This window comes from Ralstonia mannitolilytica (assembly GCF_905397375.1).
Taxonomy (GTDB): Bacteria; Pseudomonadota; Gammaproteobacteria; order Burkholderiales; family Burkholderiaceae; genus Ralstonia; species Ralstonia mannitolilytica.
Window position 1 is genome coordinate 1 of the sequence record NZ_CAJPVG010000011.1, and the last position, 21,834, is coordinate 21,834.

Sequence of the window (21,834 nt, forward strand, 5' to 3'; positions counted from 1 at the left end):
GGCCAGCTGGCTCAACTCCCGCCCGCCCAGAAGGCGCAGATCAGCCGCAACCTCGACGAAGCGCTCGCCTGGCTCAAGCAAGCCCGCGCCAAGTTCGACGCTGCGCTGGAGGCCGCCTACGGCGAGCAGGCCCGTGCTGCCCGCCTCGAGGCGGGCAAGGACTTCGGCGTCGTGCACCTGCAGGACGGTGCGCTGCGCGTGACGGTCGATGTCCCGAAGCGCGTGTCCTGGGACCAGGCGCAACTGGCGGCGATTGCCCGGCGCATCGCCGCCGCCGGCGAGAAGGTCGAGGACTACCTCGACGTCGAGTACTCCGTCTCGGAATCGCGCTTCTCCAACTGGCCGCCGGCACTGCGCGCCGGGTTCGAGGCCGCCCGCACCGTCAAGCCCGGCAAGCCCACGTTCCGGCTGGCCCTCGTCTCGGAGGAGTGATCCATGAGCACCGAACTGATCCCGTTTGATTTCGAAGGCCGTCCGGTCCGGGTCGTCACGGATGCCCAAGGCGAACCGTGGTTCGTCGCGGCGGATGTGTGCGCGGTTCTTGAACTGCCGAACACCACCCGCGCCCTGGCGCGGCTGGACCCTGACGAGCAAGCCCTGATCTCGATTCAGGGCATCTCGCGCGGCAATGACCAGGTCAACGTCGTCAACGAGCCCGGGCTGTACAGCCTGGTCCTCGGCAGCCGCAAGCGCGAGGCCAAGCGCTTCAAGCGCTGGGTCACCCACGAGGTGCTGCCGGCGATCCGCAAGACGGGCAGCTACACGGCGCCAAGTGCACGCCCGACCCTGCCGGCACCCACCCAGGACCGCGTCGCCGCTCTGCTGCTGATCGGCGAGGCCGTGGCCAAGGTGCCGGGGGTCAAACCCGGCATCGCGATGGCGGCCACGCTCTCCTGCATCCAGGAGAACACGGGCTTGGCGGTCGAGACGCTGCGCCGCGCCCTTCCTGCCCGGGACACTGCGGCGAACGAGGCGATCTGCTCGCTCAACGCCACCCAGCTGGGCAGGCTGCTGGGCCTGTCGGCCAAGGCCACCAATCAGCGCCTGGCCCAACACGGCCTGCAGTTCCGCAACGAACGCGACGAGTGGGAACTGACCGAAGCCGGCGAGGCCTGGGCCGAGGCGATGCCGTACTCGCGCAACGGGCACAGCGGCTACCAGATCCTCTGGAACCCGGCGGTCGCGGCGCGGCTGAAGGAGGTGGCGTGATGGTCCTTCCCATCATCACCGCCGACCAGCGGCTGCGCGAGAAGCAGGGCGTCAAGCTCGTGCTGCTGGGCAAGAGCGGCATCGGCAAGACCAGCCAGCTCAAGACCCTGCCCGAAGCCTCGACCCTGTTCGTCGACCTCGAGGCCGGGGATCTGGCCGTCAAGGACTGGCGCGGCGACTGCGTGCGCCCGACCACCTGGCCGGAGTTCCGCGATCTCGTGGTGTTCCTGGCCGGCCCGAACCCGGCGCTGCCGGCGGATGCGCCGTTCTCCGAGGCGCATTACCGGCATGTGTGCGAGCGCTACGGCGATCCCGCGCAACTAGCGAAGTACGACACCTACTTCGTCGACTCGATCACGGTACTCGCGCGCCTGGCGCTCGTCTGGGCCAAGACCCAGCCGCAGGCCTACAGCGAGCGCACTGGCAAGCCCGACACCCGGGGCGCCTACGGCCTGCTCGGCGCCGAGCTCATCGGGGCGCTGACCCACCTGCAGCACGCGCGCGGCAAGCACGTGGTGTTCGTGGCCATCCTCGACGAGCGCTTGGACGACTTCAACCGCAAGGTCTTCGTGCCGCAGATCGAGGGCGCCAAGACCGCGGCGGAACTGCCCGGCATCGTCGATGAAGTCGTGACGCTGGCCGAGATCAAGGCCGAGGACGGATCGTCCTACCGCGCCTTCGTCTGCCACACGGTGAACCCCTACGGCTATCCGGCCAAGGACCGAAGCGGCCAGCTCGAGTTGCTGGAGCCGCCGAACCTGCGCGCGCTGATCGACAAGTGCGCCGCCGCCACTCGAATCCCGACATCCAAGGAGTAAACCATGACCGCCTGGAACGATTTCAACGACGCCGAACAGCAGCAAAGCTTCGACCTCATCCCCAAGGGCACGCTCGCCCGCGTGCGCATGACCCTCAAGCCCGGGGGCTTTGATGACCCGGCCCAAGGCTGGACCGGGGGCTACGCCACGCAGAGCTTCGAGACCGGCTCGGTCTATCTCGCGGCCGAGTTCGTGGTGCTGGAGGGTGAGTACGCCCGGCGCAAGCTCTGGAGCAACATCGGCCTGCATTCCCCGAAGGGCCCGGCCTGGGGCCAGATGGGCCGCAGCTTCGTGCGCGCGATCCTCAACAGCGCCCGCAACGTCCATCCCCAGGACAACGGGCCGCAGGCCGCCGCCGCGCGGCGCATCCAGGGCTTCCACGAGCTTGACGGCATCGAGTTCCTCGCCCGTGTGGACGTCGAGAAGGACGCCAAGGGTCTGGATCGCAACGTCATCAAGCTCGCGGTCGAACCTGACCACCCCGAGTACGCCAAGCTCATGGGCGTGCCGCCCAAGGCCAAGACCGGTGGCGGCACCTCCGGCGCTCCGGCGACCGTGAGCGCATCGGCCCCGTATGCCGCACCCGCCGCGCCGCTGCGCGCGCCGGTAACCGGCAAGCCCGCCTGGGCGCAGTGAGGGAGGCCGATGAAATGCTGGGTCTGCAAACGACAGGCGCGCGGCTACGGCCACACCGATGGCCGGTTCAAGACCGCCGATCCGCGCCGCTACGTGATCGACTGGGTGTTCTGCTCGCGCCGCTGTCAGGACGCCTTCCACATGCTCTACGGCAACTGGACGCGCGCGAAGGAAGGCCGCGTCGGCATCGGGGAGGTCGCCATGATCGATCCGTCTGATGTCGAACTGGCCGCGATGCGCAAATGCCTCAAGGCCTTCGGCGAGGCAGCGGGCGAGATCGGCTTCGGCAAACCGCTGGGCGACTACTCGGAAGCCGAGGCGCTCTGCGTCATCGACGCCATCGTCACCTGCTACACGGAGGCGATGGTCGAGCACCACGAGGCGACCAAGTTTCCGCCCGTGCGCGGCATGGCTCCGACGCCCGACCCGATGGCCAATCCCTTCGCCGATCTGGAGGACGACAAGTTCTGGGAGGCGAAGCCATGATGGACTTCAACTCCTCCTCCAGCCTGTCCGGCCAGATCACGGCGCTGGTCGATCTCGGCATGCAACGCATCCGCGCGCAACAGCCCGCGCGCGACTACCTCGGCGCGTCGCGCCTGGGCGCGGCCTGCGAGCGCGCCTTGCAGTTCGAGTACGCCAAGGCTCCGGTCGATCACGGGCGCGACACCGAAGGCCGGATGCTGCGCATCTTCGAGCGCGGCCACGTGATGGAGGACTGCATGGTGGTGTGGCTGCGCGACGCGGGTTTCGACCTGCGCACGCACAAGCCCGACGGCGGGCAGTTCGGCTTCTCCGACGCGCAGGGTCGGCTGCGCGGTCACGTCGATGGCGTGATCGTCGGCGGGCCGGAAGGCTTCCGCTATCCCGCGCTGTGGGAGAACAAGTGCCTCGGCGGGAAGTCGTGGCGCGAGTTAGAGACGAAAGGCCTCGCGGTGGCCAAGCCGGTGTACGCAGCGCAGGTGGCGCTGTATCAGGCGCATCTGCAACTGCACGAGCACCCGGCGCTCTTCACGGCGATCAATGCCGACTCGATGGAGATCTACGTCGAGCTGGTGCCCTTCGATGCCGCGCTCGCGCAGCGCATGACTGACCGCGCGGTCAAGGTCATTTCCGCGACCGAAGCCGGTGATCTGCTACCGCGAAGCTTCAACGATCCCACCCATTTCGAGTGCCGCATGTGCGCGTGGCAAGACCGCTGCTGGAGGACGCCGACATGAACAACACACCCTTGAATCAAGTGCTTGGCGAGCAACTGATCGACGTGCGCCAAGCCGCGCTGATGTTCAACTTGCCGTCGTACTGGCTCTCGCAGGCCAAGGAACGCCAGCAGCGCCGCATTCCGCACTACCGCGTCGGCAAGCTCGTCCGCTTCAAGCCCAACGAACTGGAAGCGTGGATCGTCGCGCAGCAGCCCTCCGGCGAGGAGGCTGCGGATGCTTGATTTCAACGACACGCAGACCCCTGTTCCTCGTGACCTCGACGCCGAACGCGAAGCGATCCGCGCCGAACTGCTCGCGCGGCTGGATTCAGTGCTGGCCGCGCTGTTCCCCGCAGGCAGAAAGCGCGGCGGCAAGTTCCTCACCGGCGACGTACTCGGCAGCCCGGGCGACAGCCTGGAGATCGTGCTCGACGGCGACAAGGCAGGCTTGTGGACGGATCGAGCCACCGGCGACGGCGGCGACATCTTCACGCTGATCGCCGCGCACCTCGGCATCGATGCCCACGCCGATTTCCCGCGCGTGCTCGATGCCGCGACCGAACTGCTCGGACGCGCTCCGGCGACACCGGCGCGCAAATCGAAGAAGGAAGCACCCGTCGACGACCTCGGCCCGGCCACCGCGAAGTGGGACTACCTCGATGCCTCCGGCAAGCTGATCGCAGTCGTCTACCGCTACGACCCGCCCGGCCGCAAGAAGGAGTTCCGCCCGTGGGACGCGCGCCGTCGCAAGATGGCTCCGCCCGATCCGCGCCCGCTCTACAACCAGCCGGGCATGACCAGCGCATCGCTGGTGGTGCTGGTCGAGGGCGAGAAATGCGCGCAGGCGCTGATCGACGCAGACATCGTTGCGACCACGGCGATGCACGGCGCGAACGCGCCGGTCGAGAAGACCGACTGGTCGCCGCTGGCAGGCAAGGCCGTGCTGATCTGGCCCGACCGCGACAAACCGGGCTGGGAGTACGCGACGCAAGCGGCTCAGGCCATCCTGTCGGCGGGCGCGAAGACCTGCCACATCTTGTACCCGCCCGAGGAAGCGGCGGACGGCTGGGACGCGGCAGACGCCGTGATAGAGGGCTTCGACGTCGCGGCCTTCCTCACCCACGGCCCGCGTCTCCAGATGCACGACGTCGCCATTGAGGCCGAGCCGGTCGTCAGCACCGACGAATCGGTCTGGGGCACGGAGGATGCGCTGGCGCTGGCCTTCACCCGGCGCTACCACCGCGACTGGCGCTACGTCGCCGCGTGGGGCCGCTGGCTGGTGTGGGATGGGCATCGCTGGCGCACCGAGGACACGCTCGCGGCCACCGACCTGATCCGCAGCGTCTGCCGTCACGCCGCCGTCCACGCCGACAACCCGAAGATCGCCGCCAAGCTGGCCAGCTCGGGCACGGTCGGCGGCGTCGAACGGCTGGCGCGTGCGGATCGCAGGCACGCGGCCACCACCGCCGAATGGGATGCCGATCCGTGGCTGCTCAACACGCCCGGCGGCGTGGTCGATCTCAAGACCGGCAGGCAGCGTGCGCACGACCGCGCCGACCGGATGACCAAGATCACCACGGCCACGCCAGGAGGCGACTGCCCGATCTGGCGGCGGTTCCTCGTCGAAATCACCGGCGACGACACCGAGCTGCAAGCCTACCTGCAACGGATGGCGGGCTACACGCTCACCGGATCGACGCAGGAGCACGCGCTGTTCTTCCTGTACGGCACGGGCGCGAACGGCAAGTCGGTGTTCGTCAACACGCTGGCCACGATCCTCGGCGACTACGCGACCAACGCGCCGATGGACACGTTCATGGAGACGCGCACCGACCGGCATCCGACCGACATGGCGGGCCTGCGCGGCGCGCGCTTCGTGTCCGCCATCGAGACGGAGCAAGGGCGGCGCTGGGCGGAATCGAAGGTCAAGAACCTCACCGGCGGCGACAAGATCTCCGCGCGCTTCATGCGGCAGGACTTCTTCGAGTTCTTCCCGCAGTTCAAGCTGGTCGTGGCGGGCAACCACAAGCCCGCCATCCGCAACATCGACGAAGCGATGAAGCGACGGCTGCACCTGATCCCGTTCACGATCACCGTGCCGCCTGAGCGCCGCGACACGCATCTCCAGCAGAAGCTCTTGGCCGAGCGCGACGGCATCCTGGCGTGGGCGGTTCAGGGCTGTCTGGAGTGGCAGCGTCTGGGTCGGCTCGATCCGCCGCAGCAGGTGCTCGAAGCGACCGAGGAGTATTTCGAGGCCGAGGACGCACTGGGTCGCTGGCTCGACGAACGCTGCGTGCGCGAAGCCAACGCGAAGTCGCTGACCGCCGAGTTGTTCAACGACTGGAAGCAGTGGGCCGATTCCGCTGGCGAGTTCATCGGCTCACAGAAGCGGTTCTCCGATCTGCTCATCACCCGTGGTGTCGAGAAGTGGCGCAACACGGCGGGCCTGCGCGGCTTCCGTGGCGTGGGCCTCAAGCATCCGCCCACGCCCCCCTACACCCCTTACGCCGACAACTAACCGCCATGCCGACATATCCGACTGACGGATTTGACGGACTACGTCGTAACTCCTACGCGCGCGTGCGCGTGCGCGCACCTCATGGGGAGTTTCGATGTGATCCGTCCGATGTGTCAGTCCTCACCAAACAAGGACTGCATCCATGACCATCCTCGCCCTCGACTTGGGCACCACCACCGGCTGGGCGCTGCGCGGCAGCGACGGCAACATCACCAGCGGCAGCGAGAGCTTTCGGCCGCAACGCTTCGAAGGCGGCGGCATGCGCTTCCTGCGCTTCAAGCGTTGGCTCACGGAACTAAAGGCCGTGGCCGACGGCATCGACACGCTGCACTTCGAGGAGGTGCGCCGCCACGTCTCGACCGACGCGGCGCACGCCTACGGCGGCCTCCTCGCCACGCTCACCGCGTGGTGCGAGCACCACCAGATCCCATACCAGGGCGTGCCGGTCGGCACGATCAAGAAGCACGCCACCGGCAAAGGCAACGCGGGCAAAGACGAGGTGATTGCCTCCGTCACCGCTCGCGGCCACGCGCCGGGCGACGACAACGAAGCCGACGCACTGGCGCTGCTGCACTGGGCCATCGCACAGCACGATCTCGAACAGGAGGCGTGAGATGAAGATTCCGACGCCCACCTATCGCTGCCCCTTGGGCCGCCTCCAGCCCGAGACCACCGACCTCGAAGCGATGAAGCAACGCGGCTGGCGCGACCAGCACGTCCTCGTCGTCAGCGCCGCCGACGAACGCTTGGACTTCGTCGAGCGCGAGTTCGTCCGGCGCATCGGCGAACGTCTCTACGGACAGGGAGGCGCACGCCATGACTGACCGTTATGCTGCTTGGACAATCGAAGACGTGGCCGCGCGCTTCGAGGAGGCGGCCAGCACCGGACGACGCCTGCCGCCCGTGCGTGTGCAGGGCTACTTCAACACGTGGCCGATCATCGTGCGCAAAGAGTGGGAGGCGTTCGCGGCCGACGAGACGGTCTATCGCCCGTTCCCTCCGACGCCGGACGCCATCGAGCGGATGCTGGAGACGATGAAGTGGGTGCAGTGGCTGGAGGTCGAGCAGCGCCACCTCGTGTGGATGCGCGCCAAGCGATACGGCTGGCGCGACATCACCATCCGCTTCGCCTGCGACCGCACGACGGCCTGGCGGCGCTGGCAGCGCGCCTTGCAGACGGTCGCCGACCAGCTCAATGGCGTCGTCACTGCGTAGGGATTTGGCGTGATTTGGCGCGCCCGGTCGGCAATGCGCGGGCATCGGCGGTAGTGAGCGGTTTTTGACCCTGCAACAGATTCGGCGATCCGGGGGTAGTATTTCAGCTATCTTCTGGACAGCGGTGACGGCGCGGCGAGCGGCCCGAGGCAAAAGGGGTCCTTCCTTCCCGAATCGCAATGCGGGGGGCGCGAGCGCGGCATTCGCCTAGCGTCCGACTGCAAACCAAGGTTTGCAGGGTTTGCAGTTTGCACCCGCACCAGTCCGCAGCCATCACGAGCCCGCCCGCGGTTTTCCGTCGGCGGGTTTTCTTTTTCGAGGAACCGATTCTGAACACGCTCAACGTCGAGTACCGCAAGGTCGAGGCGCTGATTCCCTACGCCCGCAACCCGCGCACGCACACCGACGAGCAGGTGGCCAAGATCGCGGCCAGCATCGTCGAGTACGGCTGGACGAACCCGGTGCTGGTGGACGGCGACAACGGCATCATCGCGGGCCACGGCCGTTTGGCTGCCGCGCGCAAGTTGGGACTGGATCGGGTGCCGGTCATCGAACTGGCGCACCTGTCGCCGACGCAGAAGCGCGCCTACGTCATCTCCGACAACCGGCTGGCGCTCGATGCGGGCTGGAACGGGGAACTACTGGCGCTGGAACTGGCCGAGCTGTCCGAGGCCGGGTACGACCTTGGGCTGACCGGTTTCGAGGATGCCGAGATCGAGGCACTGCTCGCCGACGACGTGGTCTCCGATGAGGCCGACCAGGAGCAGCAGGACGCAACGGACGGCGACGAACCGGACGCCGCTGACGACGTGCCGGATGCACCCGTGGTGCCGGTGTCGCGCACCGGCGATGTCTGGGCCATCGGCCAGCATCGCCTGATCTGCGGCGACGCGACCGACCGTGCCGTGGTCGGCACGCTGATGCAAGGCGGCGACATGGCTCGCCTGTGCTTCACCTCACCGCCTTACGGCAATCAGCGTGACTACACCTCGGGCGGCATCGCCGACTGGGATGGCCTGATGCGCGGCGTGTTCGCCCATCTGCCGATGGCTCAGGATGGCCAGGTGCTGGTCAACCTCGGGCTGATCCACCGCGACAACGAGGTCATCCCGTATTGGGATGCGTGGCTCGGTTGGATGCGCCAGCAGGGCTGGCGGCGTTTCGCGTGGTACGTCTGGGATCAGGGCCCGGGCATGCCCGGCGACTGGGCGGGCCGCTTCGCGCCGAGCTTCGAATTCGTTTTTCACTTCAACCGCCAGAGCCGCAAGCCGAACAAGATCGTGCCGTGCAAGCATGCTGGCCAGGAATCGCACCTGCGTGCTGACGGGTCGTCCACGGCCATGCGCGGCAAGGATGGCGAGGTGGGCGGCTGGACGCACAAGGGCCAGCCGACACAGGACACCCGCATTCCCGACTCGGTGATCCGTGTGATGCGCCACAAGGGCAAGATCGGGCAGGACATCGACCACCCGGCCGTGTTCCCGGTCGCGCTGCCGGAGTTCGTCATCGAGGCCTACACCGATTCGGGCGACATCGTGTTCGAGCCCTTCGGTGGCAGCGGCACGACGATGCTGGCTACAGAGCGCACCGGTCGGATCTGTCGCACGGTCGAGATCGCGCCGGAGTACGTCGATGTCGCCATCAAGCGCTTCCGCCAGAACCATCCCGGCGTGCCCATCACGCTGCTGGCCACGGGCCAGTCCTTCGACGACGTTGCCAAGGAACGTCTGGCCACCACGGAGGCCGTGCAATGAACGCATCCTGGTTGGCCGACAAGATCGAGCAGTGGCCAACGGACAAACTGCTGCCCTACGCCCGCAACGCGCGCACCCACTCGGATGAACAGGTGGCGCAGATCGCCGCCTCGATTGCTGAGTTCGGCTTCACCAATCCGATCCTGGCGGGTAGCGACGGCGTGATCGTCGCCGGGCACGGTCGGCTCGCCGCTGCCCAGAAGCTGGGCTTGGAGATCGTGCCGGTGGTCGTGCTCGATCACCTGAGCCCCACCCAGCGCCGGGCGCTGGTCATCGCAGACAACCGCATTGCCGAGAACGCGGGCTGGGATGATGCGATGCTGCGCATCGAGATCGCGGCCCTGCAGGACGATGACTTCGACCTGTCGTTGACCGGCTTCGATGCCGATGCGCTGGCCGATTTGATGGCGGGCGACGAGCCGGAGGGCGAAGGTCAGTCCGACGACGATGCCGTGCCCGAGGTGGCCGAGACGCCGGTCTCGCGCCCGGGCGACGTCTGGCTGCTCGGTGGTCATCGCCTACTGTGCGGCGACTCCATCCTGGCCGAAAGCTACGAGCGCGTGCTGGACGGCGAGCAGGTGGACATGGTGTTCACCGACCCGCCGTACAACGTGAACTATGCCAACAGCGCCAAGGACAAGATGCGCGGCAAGGACCGCGCGATCCTGAACGACAACCTGGGCGACGGCTTCTACGACTTCTTGCTGGCGGCGCTGACGCCGACCATCGCCAATTGCAGGGGTGGCGTCTACGTGGCGATGTCGTCCAGCGAACTGGATGTGTTGCAGGCGGCGTTCCGCGCTGCCGGTGGTCACTGGTCGACCTTCATCATCTGGGCGAAGAACACTTTCACGCTGGGCCGCGCTGACTACCAGCGCCAGTACGAGCCGATCCTGTACGGATGGCCCGAGGGCGCGCAGCGCCACTGGTGCGGAGACCGCGACCAGGGCGACGTCTGGAACATCAAGAAGCCGCAGAAGAACGACCTGCATCCGACGATGAAGCCGGTGGAGTTGGTTGAGCGGGCGATCCGCAATTCCAGCCGTCCCGGCAACGTGGTGCTCGACCCGTTCGGTGGCTCCGGCACGACGCTGATCGCCGCCGAGAAATCAGGGCGGCTGGCGCGGCTGATCGAACTCGACCCCAAGTACGTCGATGTGATCGTGCGCCGCTGGCAGGACTGGACCGGCAAGCAAGCCGCCCGCGAGGCGGATGGCATGGCGTTCGATCAGGTGGCCAGCGACTCGTCGGTGATCTCGCAGTGAATCACGAAGCCCGTCAGGTAGGGCAGACCGCGCGGGATGCCGTATTGCTTGCTGGTCTGGCGTCCAATCGTCCAGCCCATCCACTGTCGGGTGGCGGCGTTGATCGCGTCCGCCAAGGTCTGGCCCCGGTACAGCCCGTTCTGAACCTCGTCGGCAAAGTGGCGGCCGTGTCGGCTGTCGAGGAAGATCCGCACCGATTCTAGGGGCTGGCCGGTGGCGTCCGAAATGGCGTTCATCGCCAAGGGCCACGCAGCGCTGGCGTGCTCGTTCATCGTGCCCCAAAAGCCCCAGGCTTCGTTCTGGGTGGCAGGGATCTGGTTGGTGGTCATCTCGGGCTCCTTCGGGTTGATCGTTGCGACGTCCGTAGTAACGCGCAGTTCGATTGAGAAGCCAAGCGCCGCTTGGCCTCTTTCTCGATCTTTCTGATCAAGCGATGCGGTAGACCCGCTCGCTGCCCTGAGCCTTGTCCGAGACGATGGTCAGGCCGAGTTTCTTCTTGAAGGCTCCGGCGAAGGTGCCGCGCACCGTGTGCGCCTGCCAGCCCGTGGCGTCGCAGATCTGGCGCACCGTCGCGCCCTCTGCGCGCTGCAGCATCCGGATGACTTCGGCCTGCTTGCTGTTTTCGCGGGTGCGCGGCTTGGCCTGCGTGGTCTTGTCCTGGGCCCACTCGGCCTCGGCGGCCGTCACGGCGGCCTCGATCTCCGGGTCGGCGTCCAGGGGCGCGGGGGCGGATTCGGGCGCGGGACGGGCGCGACCCATCGCGTCGTAGCCCTCGGCGGCGACGAACCAGTCGTTGCCGTCGGTGGTGATCAGGGCGCGGTTGAACAGGCCGTCGAGCACCTTCTTGCGTGCGCCGCCTTTGATGTTGTCAGGGAACCAGTCGATCTTGCCGCCGGTGTGTTCGAGGGCGTAGGCCAGGATCGCGTGCTGGGCCGGGGTCAGTTGGCTGGTGGTCATTTGCTGCTCCTTCGGGGTGGTTGATGGGTGACGTGATGAACGCGCTGTTCGGCAGTGAAGCCAAGCACTTTCTGCTTGCCTTCGCCGCGTCAGTTGCTGGCGCGCAAGGCCCGCGCGCCTTCTTGGGCCAGGGTCAAGACCGCTGCTTGGAAGGTGACTTCGGCGATCCAAGGGGCGTCCTTGGCATCGGCCAATAGTTCGTCGACGACCTGTTTGGACTTCGCACGCATCGCCGCGCACGCCACGTCGAGCTGATCGTTGGATGCGCCGCGCACTTCGGGACAGATCCGGACGAATGCAGTCAGGGCCGCTTGTCCGAGCTTTTGTCCGAGTGAATCGATGGCTGTGGTGTTCATCTGGTGACTCCTGAAACGTTGTTGGCGACGTCGTGATGAACGCGCTGTTCCAGAGAGAAGCCAAGCTGATTCCGGGGGAATGACGAACAAATGAATGAAGGGGCCGCTGGTTCTCAAAATGGGCATCTCGATACGCGCTTACGCCCGCCACCGGGGCGTAACCGACACCGCTGTTCACAAGGCCATCCGGTCTGGGCGCATCACGCCGGAAGCTGACGGCACCATCGACGCCGACCGCGCGGATCGGGAGTGGGCACGCAACTCGGATGCTCCCAAGGCGGGGACGCGCGCCAAGGCCACGAAGGTCGCCGTACCGGAAGGCGGTGGCGACGGTCCCGCCGCCCTTCCTGCTGGCGGTGCGTCGCTGCTTCAGGCGCGCACGGTCAACGAGGTGGTCAAGGCGCAGACGAACAAGGTGCGGCTGGCCCGGCTCAAGGGCGAGCTGGTGGATCGGCCGCAGGCCATCGCCCATGTCTTCAAGCTGGCGCGCTCCGAGCGCGATGCGTGGCTGAACTGGCCCGCTCGCATCTCCGCGCAGATGGCGGCCAAGCTCGGGGTCGCCCCGCACACGATGCATGTCGCGCTCGAGGCCGCCGTGCGCGAGCACTTGCAGGAACTTGGCGATCTGCGCCCGCGCGTGGACTGAACAGGAACAAATGGACGTCGATTACGAAGGCGCAGCCGAAATCGAACGCGCGTGGCGCGAAGGCTTGACGCCCGATCCGCTGCTCACGGTGTCCGAATGGTCGGATCGGCATCGGATGCTCTCCAGCAAGGCATCCGCCGAACCGGGCCGCTGGCGCACCATCCGCACGCCGTACCTGAAGGCCATCATGGATTGCCTGTCCCCGACCTCGCCGGTCGAGCGCGTGGTGTTCATGAAGGCTGCCCAGCTCGGCGCGACCGAGATGGGATCGAACTGGGTCGGCTACGTCATCCACCATGCGCCGGGCCCGATGATGGCGGTCTGGCCAACGGTCGAGATGGCCAAGCGCAACTCCAAGCAGCGCATCGACCCGCTGATCGAGGAATCGGGCGTGCTGGCCGAGCTGATCGCTCCGGCTCGCTCGCGCGATTCGGGCAACACGATTCTGGCCAAGGAGTTTCGCGGCGGCGTGCTGGTGATGACCGGCGCGAACAGCGCGGTCGGCCTGCGCTCGATGCCGGTGCGCTACCTGTTCCTCGACGAGGTGGACGGCTACCCGCTGGACGTCGAGGGCGAAGGCGACGCGATCTCGCTGGCGGAGGCGCGCACGCGCACCTTCGCGCGCCGGAAGATCTTCATCGTTTCCACGCCGACGATCTCGGGCGCATCGGCCATCGAGCGCGAGTACGAGGCCAGCGACCAGCGCCGCTACTTCGTGCCGTGCCCGCATTGCTCGCACCGGCAGTGGCTGCGCTTCGAGCAGTTGCGCTGGGACAAGGGCGCGCCGGAGACGGCGGCCTATGTCTGCGAATCCTGCGACACCGCGATTGCGGAGCACCACAAGACGTGGATGCTCGAACACGGCGAGTGGCGCGCGATGGTCGAGGACGGTGCGCCGCGCACGGCGGGCTTTCACCTGTCCTCGCTCTACAGCCCGGTGGGCTGGCGCGCGTGGCGCGACATCGCCGCCGCGTGGGAGGCCGCCGTCAACAAGGAGTCCGGCTCGGCGGCGGCGATCAAGACCTTCAAGAACACCGAACTCGGCGAGACGTGGGTCGAGGAAGGCGAAGCGCCCGACTGGCAGCGGCTGGTCGAACGCCGCGAGGACTACCGCATCGGCAGCGTGCCACTGGGCGGCTTGCTGCTCGTGGGCGGCGCGGACGTGCAGAAGGATCGCATCGAAGCCTCGGTCTGGGCGTTCGGACGCGGTAAGGAAGCATGGCTCGTCGAGCACCGCGTGCTGATGGGCGACACAGCGCGCGAGCAGGTGTGGAAACGGCTCGCCGAGATGCTCGACGAAACCTGGACGCACGCCACGGGTGCGGCGATGCCGCTGGCACGCTTCGCGCTGGACACCGGCTTTGCGACGCAGGAAGCCTACGCCTTCGTGCGCGCCTGCCGCGATGCACGCGTGATGGCCGTCAAGGGCGCATCGCGCGGCGCGGCGCTGATCGGCACGCCGACTGCGGTCGATGTCTCGCGCGACGGGAAGAAGCTGCGCCGTGGCATCAAGGTATTCACCGTCGCGGTCGGCATCGCCAAGCTGGAGCTTTACAACAACCTGCGCAAGGCGGCCAACGTCGGCGAGGACGGCGTCACCTCGACGTTCCCCGCAGGCTTCGTCCACCTGCCCAAGATCGACGCGGAGTTCATCCAGCAGCTCTGCGCCGAACAACTGATCACCCGCCGCGACCGCAACGGCTTCCCCGTGCGCGAATGGCAAAAGATGCGCGAGCGCAACGAGGCGCTCGACTGCTACGTCTACGCCCGCGCCGCCGCAGCGGCAGCAGGGCTGGATCGCTTCGAGGAGCGCCACTGGCGTGAATTGGAGCGGCAACTCGGCATGGAGCGTCCACCGGACGAATCACCGCCGCTCGAACCGACACATCCCGACGAGGCCACCCACAGCGGTGGCCTTTCTGTTTCTGGCACCCGCAATGGCGGCCGGCGCGTGATCAAGAGCCGCTGGTTGACGCGATGAGAGAAGACCTTTGACCTACACCACCACCCAACTCGATGTGCTCAAGCGCGCGCTGGCCACTGGCGAGCGCCGCGTGAGCTTCGGCGACAAGACGGTCGAGTACCGCTCGGTCGAAGAACTGCAGGTCGCCATTCGCACCGTCGAAGCGGAACTTGCGCGCAACGTCGGTCGTAGCGCCACGCGCCAGATCCGCGTCACCACGGACAAGGGATTCTGAAGTGGCGTGGTTCGCGCAAACCGTTCGCCGCTTGTTCGGCGCGTCGCCGGTGCATGAGGCCGCTGGCCGTGGCCGACGCTCGCTGGCATGGATGCCCGGCAATCCCGGCGCAGTCGCCGCGATGCTGGCGACCCACACCGACCTGCGCATCAAAAGCCGCGACCTCGTGCGTCGCAATGCGTGGGCGCAGGCCGCGCTCGACGCCTTCGTCGCCAACGCCGTCGGCACCGGCATCAAGCCGCAGAGCCTGTCGGGCGACGAGCAGTTCAAGGCCGACGTGCAGGCGCTGTGGCGCGACTGGACGGAGGAAGCCGACGCGGCGGGCCAGACCGATTTCTACGGCCTGCAAGCCTTGGCCTGCCGCTCGATGCTCGAAGGCGGCGAATGCCTGATCCGGTTGCGACCGCGCCGTGTCGAGGATGGATTGGCCGTGCCCTTGCAGCTTCAACTGCTGGAGTCGGAGCACCTGCCGATCTACCTCAACACCGATCTGCCCTCCGGCAACGTGGTGCGCTCGGGCATCGAGTTCGATGCACTGGGCCGCCGTGTGGCCTATCACTTGTACCGCTCGCATCCGGAGGATGGTCGGCTCGCGCCGATGTCTGGCCAGGGCGGGATGGAGACCGTGCGCGTGGACGCGCGCGAGGTCATCCACCTCTACCGCGTGCTGCGTCCCGGCCAGATCCGCGGCGAGCCGTGGCTGTCGCGCGCGCTGGTCAAGCTCAACGAACTCGACCAGTACGACGACGCCGAACTGGTGCGCAAGAAGACCGCCGCGATGTTCGCGGGCTTCGTCACGCGCCAGAACCCCGAGGACAACCTGATGGGCGAAGGCCCGGCAGATGGCGACGGCATCGCGCTCGCCGGGCTGGAGCCGGGCACGCTGCAGATTCTGGAGCCGGGCGAGGACATCAAGTTCTCCGATCCGGCGGACGTGGGCGGCTCGTATTCGGAGTTCCTGCGCACGCAGTTCCGCGCGGTCGCCGCCGCCATCGGCATCACCTACGAGCAACTGACCGGCGACCTGACGGGCGTGAACTACTCGTCCATCCGCGCCGGACTGCTTGAGTTCCGCCGCCGCTGCGAGATGGTGCAGCACTCGGTGCTGGTCCATCAGATGTGTCGCCCGGTGTGGGCGACGTGGATGAAGCAGGCCGTGCTCGCGGGTGCGCTCGAAGCCCCGGGTTTCGCGCGCGGTGGGCCGGCGCGCCGCCGCCAGTACCTCGCCGTGAAGTGGATTCCGCAGGGCTGGCAGTGGGTCGATCCCGAGAAGGAATACAAGGCCATGCTGCTGGCGATCCGTGCGGGCCTGATGAGCCGCTCGGAAGCCATCTCGGCCAACGGCTACGACGCCGAAGACGTCGACCGCGAGATCGCCGCCGACAACAAGCGCGCCGACGACCTCGGCCTGATCTTCGATTCCGACCCTCGCTACACGTCGAAGGACGGCGCGAATGTGCGTGATGGGGCGGAACCCAACCGCAACGCCGCGCCCGACGCCACCGGCGGCGACTCCTCCGCCTGACCGCTTTCCCCGAAGGATTCCCATGACCGTGCTGCCCCATCTGGCGGCGCGCCTGTTCGGCGTGCCGCTGGCGATCCATCGCCCGAAACTCGACATCATCCTCTCCGTGCTCGGCGCGCGCATCGGCCTCGCCGATCTCGCCGCGCCCGTGGGTTACACACCTGCGGCGCGGGCGCCGACGCCCGTCAACGGCAAGGTAGCCGTCATCCCGATCCACGGCACGCTGGTGCGACGTACCTCTGGCATCGAGGCCGAGTCGGGCCTCGCCAGCTATTCCGGCATCGCCGCGCAACTAGACGCCGCGCTGGCCAGCCCCGAGGTCGCGGCCATCCTGCTCGACGTCGATTCGCCCGGCGGCGAATCCGGCGGCGTGTTCGATCTGGCCGACCGCATTCGCGCGGCGGCGCAGGTGAAGCCGGTCTGGGCCGTGGCCAACGACATGGCCTTCTCGGCCGCCTACGCTCTGGCGTCCGCCGCCACCCGCGTGTTCGTCGCGCGCACCGGTGGCGTCGGTTCGATTGGCGTCATCGCCATGCACGTCGATCAGTCAGTGAAGGACGCGAAGGACGGCGTTCGTTACACCGCCGTGTTCGCGGGTGAGCGCAAGAACGACCTCAACCCGCACGAGCCGATCTCCGACGAAGCGCACGCGGTGCTCAAGGCCGAGGTGCATCGCGTCTACGACCTGTTCGTCGTGACGGTCGCGCGCCATCGCGGACTCGACGCCGACGCCGTGCGCGCCACCGAAGCGGGTTTGTTCTTTGGCCCGGACGCCGTCGCCGCTGGATTGGCCGACGCCGTCGGCGGCTTCGACGACGCGCTCACCCAGCTCACGCAATCGCTTTCCCCACTCCCGACTCTGGTGGCTCCGGCCAGCCAAGCGGGCCTTCTTCGCAACCACCAGATGGAGTCTTCCATGAATGAACGATCCGACCCCGCTGCTCTTGATCGGCCTCTTGCCGATCCCGCTGGCAGTTCTCCTCAACCGTCCGCCGCCACCACGTTGAGCGTGGCCGACGCCATCGAGATCGCGCAGACCTGCACGCTCGCCGGTCGCGCCGACCTGATCGCGGGCTTCCTCGAAACCAATACCGCACCCGCCACGGTGCGCAGCCGACTGCTCGCGGCGCAGGCCGAGGCCAGTCCCGAAATCGTCAGCCGCATTGCGCCCGATGCCGCGCGCCCTGCGGCCAGCAATCCGCTGATCGACGCGGCCAAGCAGCTCGCGGCGCAGTCCACCAAGAAGGAGTTCTGAAATGTCCGTTCTCGCCGAACCGCTGAATCTGGGCGACCTGCTCAAGTACGAAGCGCCGAACCTCTACTCGCGCGACCGCGTCACGGTCGCTTCCGGTCAGAACCTGCCGCTCGGCACCGTCGTCGGCATCGTCACCGCCACCGGCAAGTACAAGCAGCTCGATCCGTCCGCCGAGGACGGTACGCAGGTCGCCGCAGGCGTGCTGCTGCAAGCCTGCGACGCGGCATTGATCGACCGTGATGACGGCCTCGTCGTCGCGCGCCACGCCATCGTCGCCAACCACGCACTCGCGTGGCCCGACGCCATCACCACTGCTGAACAACTCACCGCCATTGCGCAGCTCAAGGCGCTGGGCGTGCTCGTCCGTCAAGGAGCCTGACCATGAACAACCCCTTCAGCAATCCCGCGTTCTCGATGGCAGCGCTGACCGCTGCCATCAACCTCCTGCCCAACCGCTACGGGCGTCTGGAAGAACTGAACCTGATGCCGCCCAAGCCGGTGCGTCAGCGCCAGATCGTCGTCGAGGAAATGAACGGCGTGCTCAACCTGCTGCCCACGCTGCCGCCGGGTTCGCCCGGCACGGTCGGCGTGCGTGGCAAGCGCAAGCTGCGCTCCTTCGTCGTGCCGCACATCCCGCACGACGACGTGGTGCTGCCCGAGGAAGTGCAAGGCATCCGCGCCTTCGGTTCGGAAACGGAAACCGAGACGGTCGCGGGCGTGGTCGCACGCCATTTGGAGACGATGCGCAACAAGCATGCGATCACGCTGGAGCACCTGCGTGTCGGCGCGCTCAAGGGCGTGATCCTCGATGCGGACGGCTCGGTGCTCTACGACCTGTTCGACGCCTTCGAGATCGCACAGCAGACGGTGGCTTTCGAGCTGGGCACGGCGGGCACCAACGTCAAGGCCAAGTGCGGCACCGTGCTGGCGACCATCGAGGAGAACCTCAAGGGCGAGTTCATGAACGGCGTCCATTGTCTGTGCTCGCCGGAGTTCTTCGCCGCGCTCACCGGCCACGCCAAGGTCGAGAAGGCCTTCGAGAACTGGCAGAACGGCGCCATCCTCATCAACGACGTGCGGCGCGGCTTCACCTACGGCGGCATCACCTTCGAGGAGTACCGGGGCCAGGCCACCGACGCCAGCGGCAACGCGCGCCGCTTCATCGCCGCTGGCGAGGCGCACGCCTTCCCGCTGGGCACCATCGACACCTTCGGCACCTACTTCGCCCCGGCGGATTTCAACGAGACCGTCAACACGGTCGGCCAGCCGCTGTACGCCAAGCAGGAGCCGCGCAAGTTCGACCGGGGCACGGACCTGCACACCCAGTCGAACCCGCTGCCCATGTGCCACCGCCCGGGCGTGCTGGTGAAGCTGACCGTCTAATGGTGCGCGTCGAGGAGCTGTACGCGGCGGCCGCGAACGCGGGGCTGCTGGTGGATGCAGAGGTCGGCGGGCAGATCGTCATGGTGGACTTCCTTGCCCCGGACGAGGCCGTGCTCGATGGCCTCGCGCTCTCCACCGACTACACGATGCGCTTCCTCGCCTCGGCTCTGCCCGATCTGGCCGTGGGCCAGGTCGTGAGCATCGGTGGCACGAGCTACCGCGTGCGCGACGTGCGGGCCATCGGTGATGGCAGCGAGCGGCGTGCCGATCTCACCCGCATTTGAGGACTCTGCCTATGAACTCCATCCGTGAGCGCATCTTGCGGGAGGTCGTGGCCCGTCTGTCGGCCGCTGTCGCACCCGTTCCGGTGCTGCGACAACCGGCCGTGCCGGTCACCCGCGACGCGAGCCCCGCGCTGCTGCTCTTCGCCGAGAGCGACCGCATCACCGGCTACGCCAACCACCTCGTCGACCGGGTGCTGACGCTGCGCCTCACCGTGGTGGCGCGCGGCGATTACGCGTTCGACCAGGCCGACCGGACGATGGTAGCCGCCCACTCGGCGCTGATGCCTGACGCGACCCTCGGCGGCCTCGCGCTCCTGCTGCACGAGGTCGATGCCGAGTGGGATGCCGAGGATGCCGACGCTGGCGCCGTCGCGCTGCCGGCCCGCTACGAGATCCGCTACCGCACCCATGCCATGGACCTGACCCAGAAAGGATGACTTGCCATGACCGTTGAACTCATCAAACCCCACACCCATGCCGGCGTGCAGTGCGTCCCCGGCACGCGCCTCGATGTCGACGAGGCCACCGCACGCTGGCTGATCGAACGCGGCGTCGCCAAACCTACCGAGGCGCCCGATGAGCCGGGCGTCAAACCGCAATCCACCGCACGCAAGGGAGACTGACCATGCCGTATTTCTCTGGACAAGGCCGTGTCTACATCGGCGCCCGCGACGCTGCCGGCAACCCGCAAGGGCTGAATTTCGTCGGCAACGTGCCCGAACTCAAGGTCTCGCTGTCGGTGGAAACGCTGGAACATCAGGAATCGACCAGCGGCCAGCGCCTGACCGATCTGCAACTGATCAAGACCAAGAAGGGCGAATTCGCCTGCACGCTGGAGGAACTGATCGCGGTGAACCTGTCGCTCGCGCTCTACGGCACGACTGTCGAGCAGACCAGCGGCACGGTTACCAGCGAGGCGTTGCCCAACCCAGTCATCGCAGGAAGTCTCTACCTGCTGGCCAAGCAGAACGTCTCGTCGGTGGTGGTCAAGGACTCCTCGGCCACCCCCAAGACGCTGCCGGCCGTGCAGTACAGCCTCAACGCCAAGCACGGCTCGCTGTCGATCACCGACAAGACCACGGGCGGGCCCTTTGTGGAGCCGTTCAAGGTCGACTACGCCTACGGCGCGGCCCAATCGACGGCGCTGTTCACCCAGCCGCTGCCCGAGCGCTGGGTGCGTTTCGAGGGCTTGAACACCGCCGACAGCAACCGCGAGGTGGTGATCGATCTGTACCGCGTGGCCATCAACCCGGCCAAGGAGCTGTCGATCATCACCGAGGAGTTGCTGAAGTTCGAACTCTCCGGACAGGTGCTGGCCGATACGCAGAAGTCCGCCACGGGCGACCTGGGCCAGTTCGGCCGCATCGTCCTGCTGTAAGGAGCCGCCATGACATCCTCCGATCTCGATGTGCTCGTGCCGCAGGCTCAAGTGCTGGAACTGGCCGGGCAGCGCCTGACGATCAGCCCGCTGGTCGTCGGCGAACTGCCGGCGATGCTCAAGGCGGTGCGGCCTTTCGCAGAGCAACTTGCCGGCGAGCCCGACTGGCTGGCCTTGCTCTGCGATCACGGCGATGCCTTGCTCACCGCATTGGCACTGGCCAGTCGCCAGCCGCGCGACAGGGTGGACGCCTTGGCGCTCGACGACGCGATCACGCTGGCCGCCACGGTGTTCGAGGTGAATGCCGATTTTTTCGTGCACCGGGTCGCGCCGAAGGTCAGCACGCTCGCGCAGTCTCTGAGCGGACGGTTGGCTGGAGCGACGCCATCGCCCGCCTGATCCGCAGTGGCCACCGCTACCCGGACATCCTCGGCTACACGCTGGGCCAGCTGAACGCGTTTTTGGCCGCCGACAGCCGTCTCGAGCACGAACGGCTCTCCACCCAGCTCGCGGTCATGACCACCGCCACCCAGGGTAACCGCGAAGGCATCCGTCAGCTCCAGGCCGAACTCCATCAGGGCATGCGTGATGAAGATCGATCTGGTCGCTGAGGGCTTGCTGGATCGTCGTCGCTTCAACGCCTGGCAAACCGATACCCACAAAACGATCCATTCCGCAGTTGCCCGCGCGATGCGGGATTCCGGCAAAGAGATGGCCGAGCGGGTGCGGGGCGAAATGCGATCCAGCTTCAATGCCGTGAAACCCAAGTTCCTCCGGTCGATGCACGCCAAGGTGTTCGACCGTAAAGCCACGGAATTTCCGGCCCTCTACATCGGCTCGAAGGTGCCCTGGCTGGGCCTGCAAGAACAGGGAGGAACGATCCGGGGACGAATGCTGATCCCGCTGCTGCCGCAGCACCGGCGTATCGGACGCAAGGCCTTTGCCCGGGTGATCGATGCGCTGATGCGATCCGGCAATGCCTGGTTCGTCGAAAAGAGCGGCCAGCAGATCCTATTGGCCGAGAACATCGGCGAGAACGCCCAGCCGCTTGCTCGTTTCCGTCGTGCCGAGCGGGAGCGCACCGGCGCCAAGCGCATCAAGCGCGGCCAGGAGATTCCTGTCGCCGTGCTGGTGCGGCGCGTGACCCTCAAGAAACGTTTCGACCTTACCCGTTCGGTGCGGGTCGATCTTCCCCGCCTGACGGCGGCTATCCGCAAGGCAATGTCGAAGGTTTGA

The 21,834-nt window shown here is 67.1% G+C and carries 29 protein-coding genes; 26 read left to right on the plus strand and 3 right to left on the minus strand.

The genetic code is table 11. The features are described 5' to 3' along the window. The 13 genes from KHN96_RS18155 to KHN96_RS18215 all read left to right on the plus strand — a co-directional run. Positions 1 to 432 (plus strand): hypothetical protein (locus tag KHN96_RS18155; RefSeq protein ID WP_211888727.1); only part of this gene is annotated, 432 nt, incomplete at its 5' end. A 3-nt stretch (positions 433 to 435) separates the two neighbouring features. Further along, on the plus strand, positions 436 to 1,209 hold the full coding sequence (locus KHN96_RS18160) for a BRO-N domain-containing protein (RefSeq protein WP_115044219.1): 774 nt from the start codon (positions 436 to 438) through the stop codon (positions 1,207 to 1,209). Further along, positions 1,209 to 2,027: an ATP-binding protein gene (locus tag KHN96_RS18165; RefSeq protein WP_181817653.1), complete on the plus strand. Its 819-nt coding sequence runs from the start codon at positions 1,209 to 1,211 to the stop codon at positions 2,025 to 2,027. The genes KHN96_RS18160 and KHN96_RS18165 overlap by 1 nt, the downstream gene beginning before the upstream one ends. A gap of 3 nt (positions 2,028 to 2,030) precedes the next feature. Further along, a complete protein-coding gene (locus KHN96_RS18170; RefSeq protein WP_115044216.1) occupies positions 2,031 to 2,663 on the plus strand; it encodes a hypothetical protein in 633 nt (210 codons plus the stop codon). A 9-nt stretch (positions 2,664 to 2,672) separates the two neighbouring features. Continuing rightward, complete coding sequence (locus tag KHN96_RS18175) at positions 2,673 to 3,149, plus strand: DUF6511 domain-containing protein (RefSeq protein ID WP_115044214.1); 477 nt, start codon at positions 2,673 to 2,675, stop codon at positions 3,147 to 3,149. Then, complete coding sequence (locus KHN96_RS18180; protein ID WP_115044212.1) at positions 3,146 to 3,883, plus strand: hypothetical protein; 738 nt, start codon at positions 3,146 to 3,148, stop codon at positions 3,881 to 3,883. The genes KHN96_RS18175 and KHN96_RS18180 overlap by 4 nt, the downstream gene beginning before the upstream one ends. Continuing rightward, positions 3,880 to 4,107 carry a helix-turn-helix domain-containing protein gene (locus KHN96_RS18185; protein WP_105793850.1) on the plus strand — a complete coding sequence of 76 codons (228 nt, stop codon included), beginning with the start codon at positions 3,880 to 3,882 and terminating at the stop codon, positions 4,105 to 4,107. Before KHN96_RS18180 ends, KHN96_RS18185 begins: the two co-directional genes overlap by 4 nt. After that, positions 4,100 to 6,382 (plus strand): phage/plasmid primase, P4 family, encoded by a 2,283-nt coding sequence (locus KHN96_RS18190; RefSeq protein WP_115044211.1) that lies wholly within the window; start codon positions 4,100 to 4,102, stop codon positions 6,380 to 6,382. The genes KHN96_RS18185 and KHN96_RS18190 overlap by 8 nt, the downstream gene beginning before the upstream one ends. 142 nt (positions 6,383 to 6,524) lie before the next feature. Further along, positions 6,525 to 6,995 (plus strand): crossover junction endodeoxyribonuclease RuvC, encoded by a 471-nt coding sequence (locus KHN96_RS18195; protein WP_115044209.1) that lies wholly within the window; start codon positions 6,525 to 6,527, stop codon positions 6,993 to 6,995. 1 nt (position 6,996) lies between these two features. Next, the gene (locus KHN96_RS18200) at positions 6,997 to 7,206 is read left to right on the plus strand and encodes a hypothetical protein (protein WP_060784900.1); all 210 of its coding nucleotides are present in this window, start codon (positions 6,997 to 6,999) and stop codon (positions 7,204 to 7,206) included. Next, on the plus strand, positions 7,199 to 7,597 hold the full coding sequence (locus tag KHN96_RS18205) for a DUF6362 family protein (protein ID WP_060784899.1): 399 nt from the start codon (positions 7,199 to 7,201) through the stop codon (positions 7,595 to 7,597). Before KHN96_RS18200 ends, KHN96_RS18205 begins: the two co-directional genes overlap by 8 nt. A 329-nt stretch (positions 7,598 to 7,926) precedes the next feature. Continuing rightward, positions 7,927 to 9,351 carry a site-specific DNA-methyltransferase gene (locus KHN96_RS18210; protein ID WP_115044428.1) on the plus strand — a complete coding sequence of 475 codons (1,425 nt, stop codon included), beginning with the start codon at positions 7,927 to 7,929 and terminating at the stop codon, positions 9,349 to 9,351. Continuing rightward, the gene (locus KHN96_RS18215) at positions 9,348 to 10,616 is read left to right on the plus strand and encodes a site-specific DNA-methyltransferase (protein ID WP_115044208.1); all 1,269 of its coding nucleotides are present in this window, start codon (positions 9,348 to 9,350) and stop codon (positions 10,614 to 10,616) included. The genes KHN96_RS18210 and KHN96_RS18215 overlap by 4 nt, the downstream gene beginning before the upstream one ends. On the opposite strand, the gene KHN96_RS18220 is transcribed toward KHN96_RS18215, so the two are convergent. The 3 genes from KHN96_RS18220 to KHN96_RS18230 form a co-directional block, all read right to left on the minus strand. Further along, complete coding sequence (locus KHN96_RS18220; RefSeq protein ID WP_115044206.1) at positions 10,580 to 10,945, minus strand: hypothetical protein; 366 nt, start codon at positions 10,943 to 10,945, stop codon at positions 10,580 to 10,582. The two genes, KHN96_RS18215 and KHN96_RS18220, sit on opposite strands and share 37 nt — an antisense overlap. Before the next feature lie 97 nt (positions 10,946 to 11,042). Then, a complete protein-coding gene (locus tag KHN96_RS18225; RefSeq protein ID WP_115044204.1) occupies positions 11,043 to 11,573 on the minus strand; it encodes a DUF3489 domain-containing protein in 531 nt (176 codons plus the stop codon). Between the two features lie 89 nt (positions 11,574 to 11,662). Continuing rightward, positions 11,663 to 11,929, minus strand: coding sequence for a hypothetical protein (locus KHN96_RS18230; RefSeq protein ID WP_115044202.1), 267 nt, complete (start codon positions 11,927 to 11,929; stop codon positions 11,663 to 11,665). A 118-nt stretch (positions 11,930 to 12,047) separates the two neighbouring features. Between KHN96_RS18230 and KHN96_RS18235 the strand changes: the two genes are divergently transcribed. From KHN96_RS18235 to KHN96_RS18295, 13 genes are all read left to right on the plus strand, one after another. Then, positions 12,048 to 12,575, plus strand: coding sequence for an elements of external origin (locus KHN96_RS18235; RefSeq protein ID WP_115044426.1), 528 nt, complete (start codon positions 12,048 to 12,050; stop codon positions 12,573 to 12,575). Between the two features lie 10 nt (positions 12,576 to 12,585). Then, positions 12,586 to 14,556: a phage terminase large subunit family protein gene (locus KHN96_RS18240; RefSeq protein ID WP_115044200.1), complete on the plus strand. Its 1,971-nt coding sequence runs from the start codon at positions 12,586 to 12,588 to the stop codon at positions 14,554 to 14,556. A gap of 10 nt (positions 14,557 to 14,566) precedes the next feature. Further along, the gene (locus KHN96_RS18245) at positions 14,567 to 14,773 is read left to right on the plus strand and encodes a phage head-tail joining protein (protein WP_115044199.1); all 207 of its coding nucleotides are present in this window, start codon (positions 14,567 to 14,569) and stop codon (positions 14,771 to 14,773) included. A 1-nt stretch (position 14,774) separates the two neighbouring features. Then, a complete protein-coding gene (locus tag KHN96_RS18250) occupies positions 14,775 to 16,298 on the plus strand; it encodes a phage portal protein (RefSeq protein WP_115044197.1) in 1,524 nt (507 codons plus the stop codon). A 22-nt stretch (positions 16,299 to 16,320) separates the two neighbouring features. After that, positions 16,321 to 17,553 (plus strand): S49 family peptidase, encoded by a 1,233-nt coding sequence (locus tag KHN96_RS18255; protein WP_115044195.1) that lies wholly within the window; start codon positions 16,321 to 16,323, stop codon positions 17,551 to 17,553. Between the two features lies 1 nt (position 17,554). Beyond that, complete coding sequence (locus KHN96_RS18260) at positions 17,555 to 17,932, plus strand: head decoration protein (RefSeq protein ID WP_115044193.1); 378 nt, start codon at positions 17,555 to 17,557, stop codon at positions 17,930 to 17,932. Positions 17,933 to 17,934: 2 nt separating this feature from the next. Further along, a complete protein-coding gene (locus tag KHN96_RS18265; RefSeq protein WP_115044191.1) occupies positions 17,935 to 18,936 on the plus strand; it encodes a major capsid protein in 1,002 nt (333 codons plus the stop codon). Then, the gene (locus KHN96_RS18270; protein WP_181817652.1) at positions 18,936 to 19,220 is read left to right on the plus strand and encodes a head-tail joining protein; all 285 of its coding nucleotides are present in this window, start codon (positions 18,936 to 18,938) and stop codon (positions 19,218 to 19,220) included. The genes KHN96_RS18265 and KHN96_RS18270 overlap by 1 nt, the downstream gene beginning before the upstream one ends. A gap of 11 nt (positions 19,221 to 19,231) precedes the next feature. Then, the gene (locus tag KHN96_RS18275; RefSeq protein WP_115044189.1) at positions 19,232 to 19,657 is read left to right on the plus strand and encodes a hypothetical protein; all 426 of its coding nucleotides are present in this window, start codon (positions 19,232 to 19,234) and stop codon (positions 19,655 to 19,657) included. A 6-nt stretch (positions 19,658 to 19,663) separates the two neighbouring features. Then, positions 19,664 to 19,843 (plus strand): DUF7210 family protein, encoded by a 180-nt coding sequence (locus tag KHN96_RS18280; protein ID WP_087782350.1) that lies wholly within the window; start codon positions 19,664 to 19,666, stop codon positions 19,841 to 19,843. 2 nt (positions 19,844 to 19,845) lie between these two features. Continuing rightward, on the plus strand, positions 19,846 to 20,598 hold the full coding sequence (locus KHN96_RS18285; protein WP_115044187.1) for a phage tail tube protein: 753 nt from the start codon (positions 19,846 to 19,848) through the stop codon (positions 20,596 to 20,598). A gap of 9 nt (positions 20,599 to 20,607) precedes the next feature. After that, complete coding sequence (locus KHN96_RS18290) at positions 20,608 to 20,997, plus strand: DUF6631 family protein (protein ID WP_115044185.1); 390 nt, start codon at positions 20,608 to 20,610, stop codon at positions 20,995 to 20,997. 189 nt (positions 20,998 to 21,186) lie between these two features. After that, the gene (locus tag KHN96_RS18295; protein WP_115044183.1) at positions 21,187 to 21,834 is read left to right on the plus strand and encodes a DUF6441 family protein; all 648 of its coding nucleotides are present in this window, start codon (positions 21,187 to 21,189) and stop codon (positions 21,832 to 21,834) included.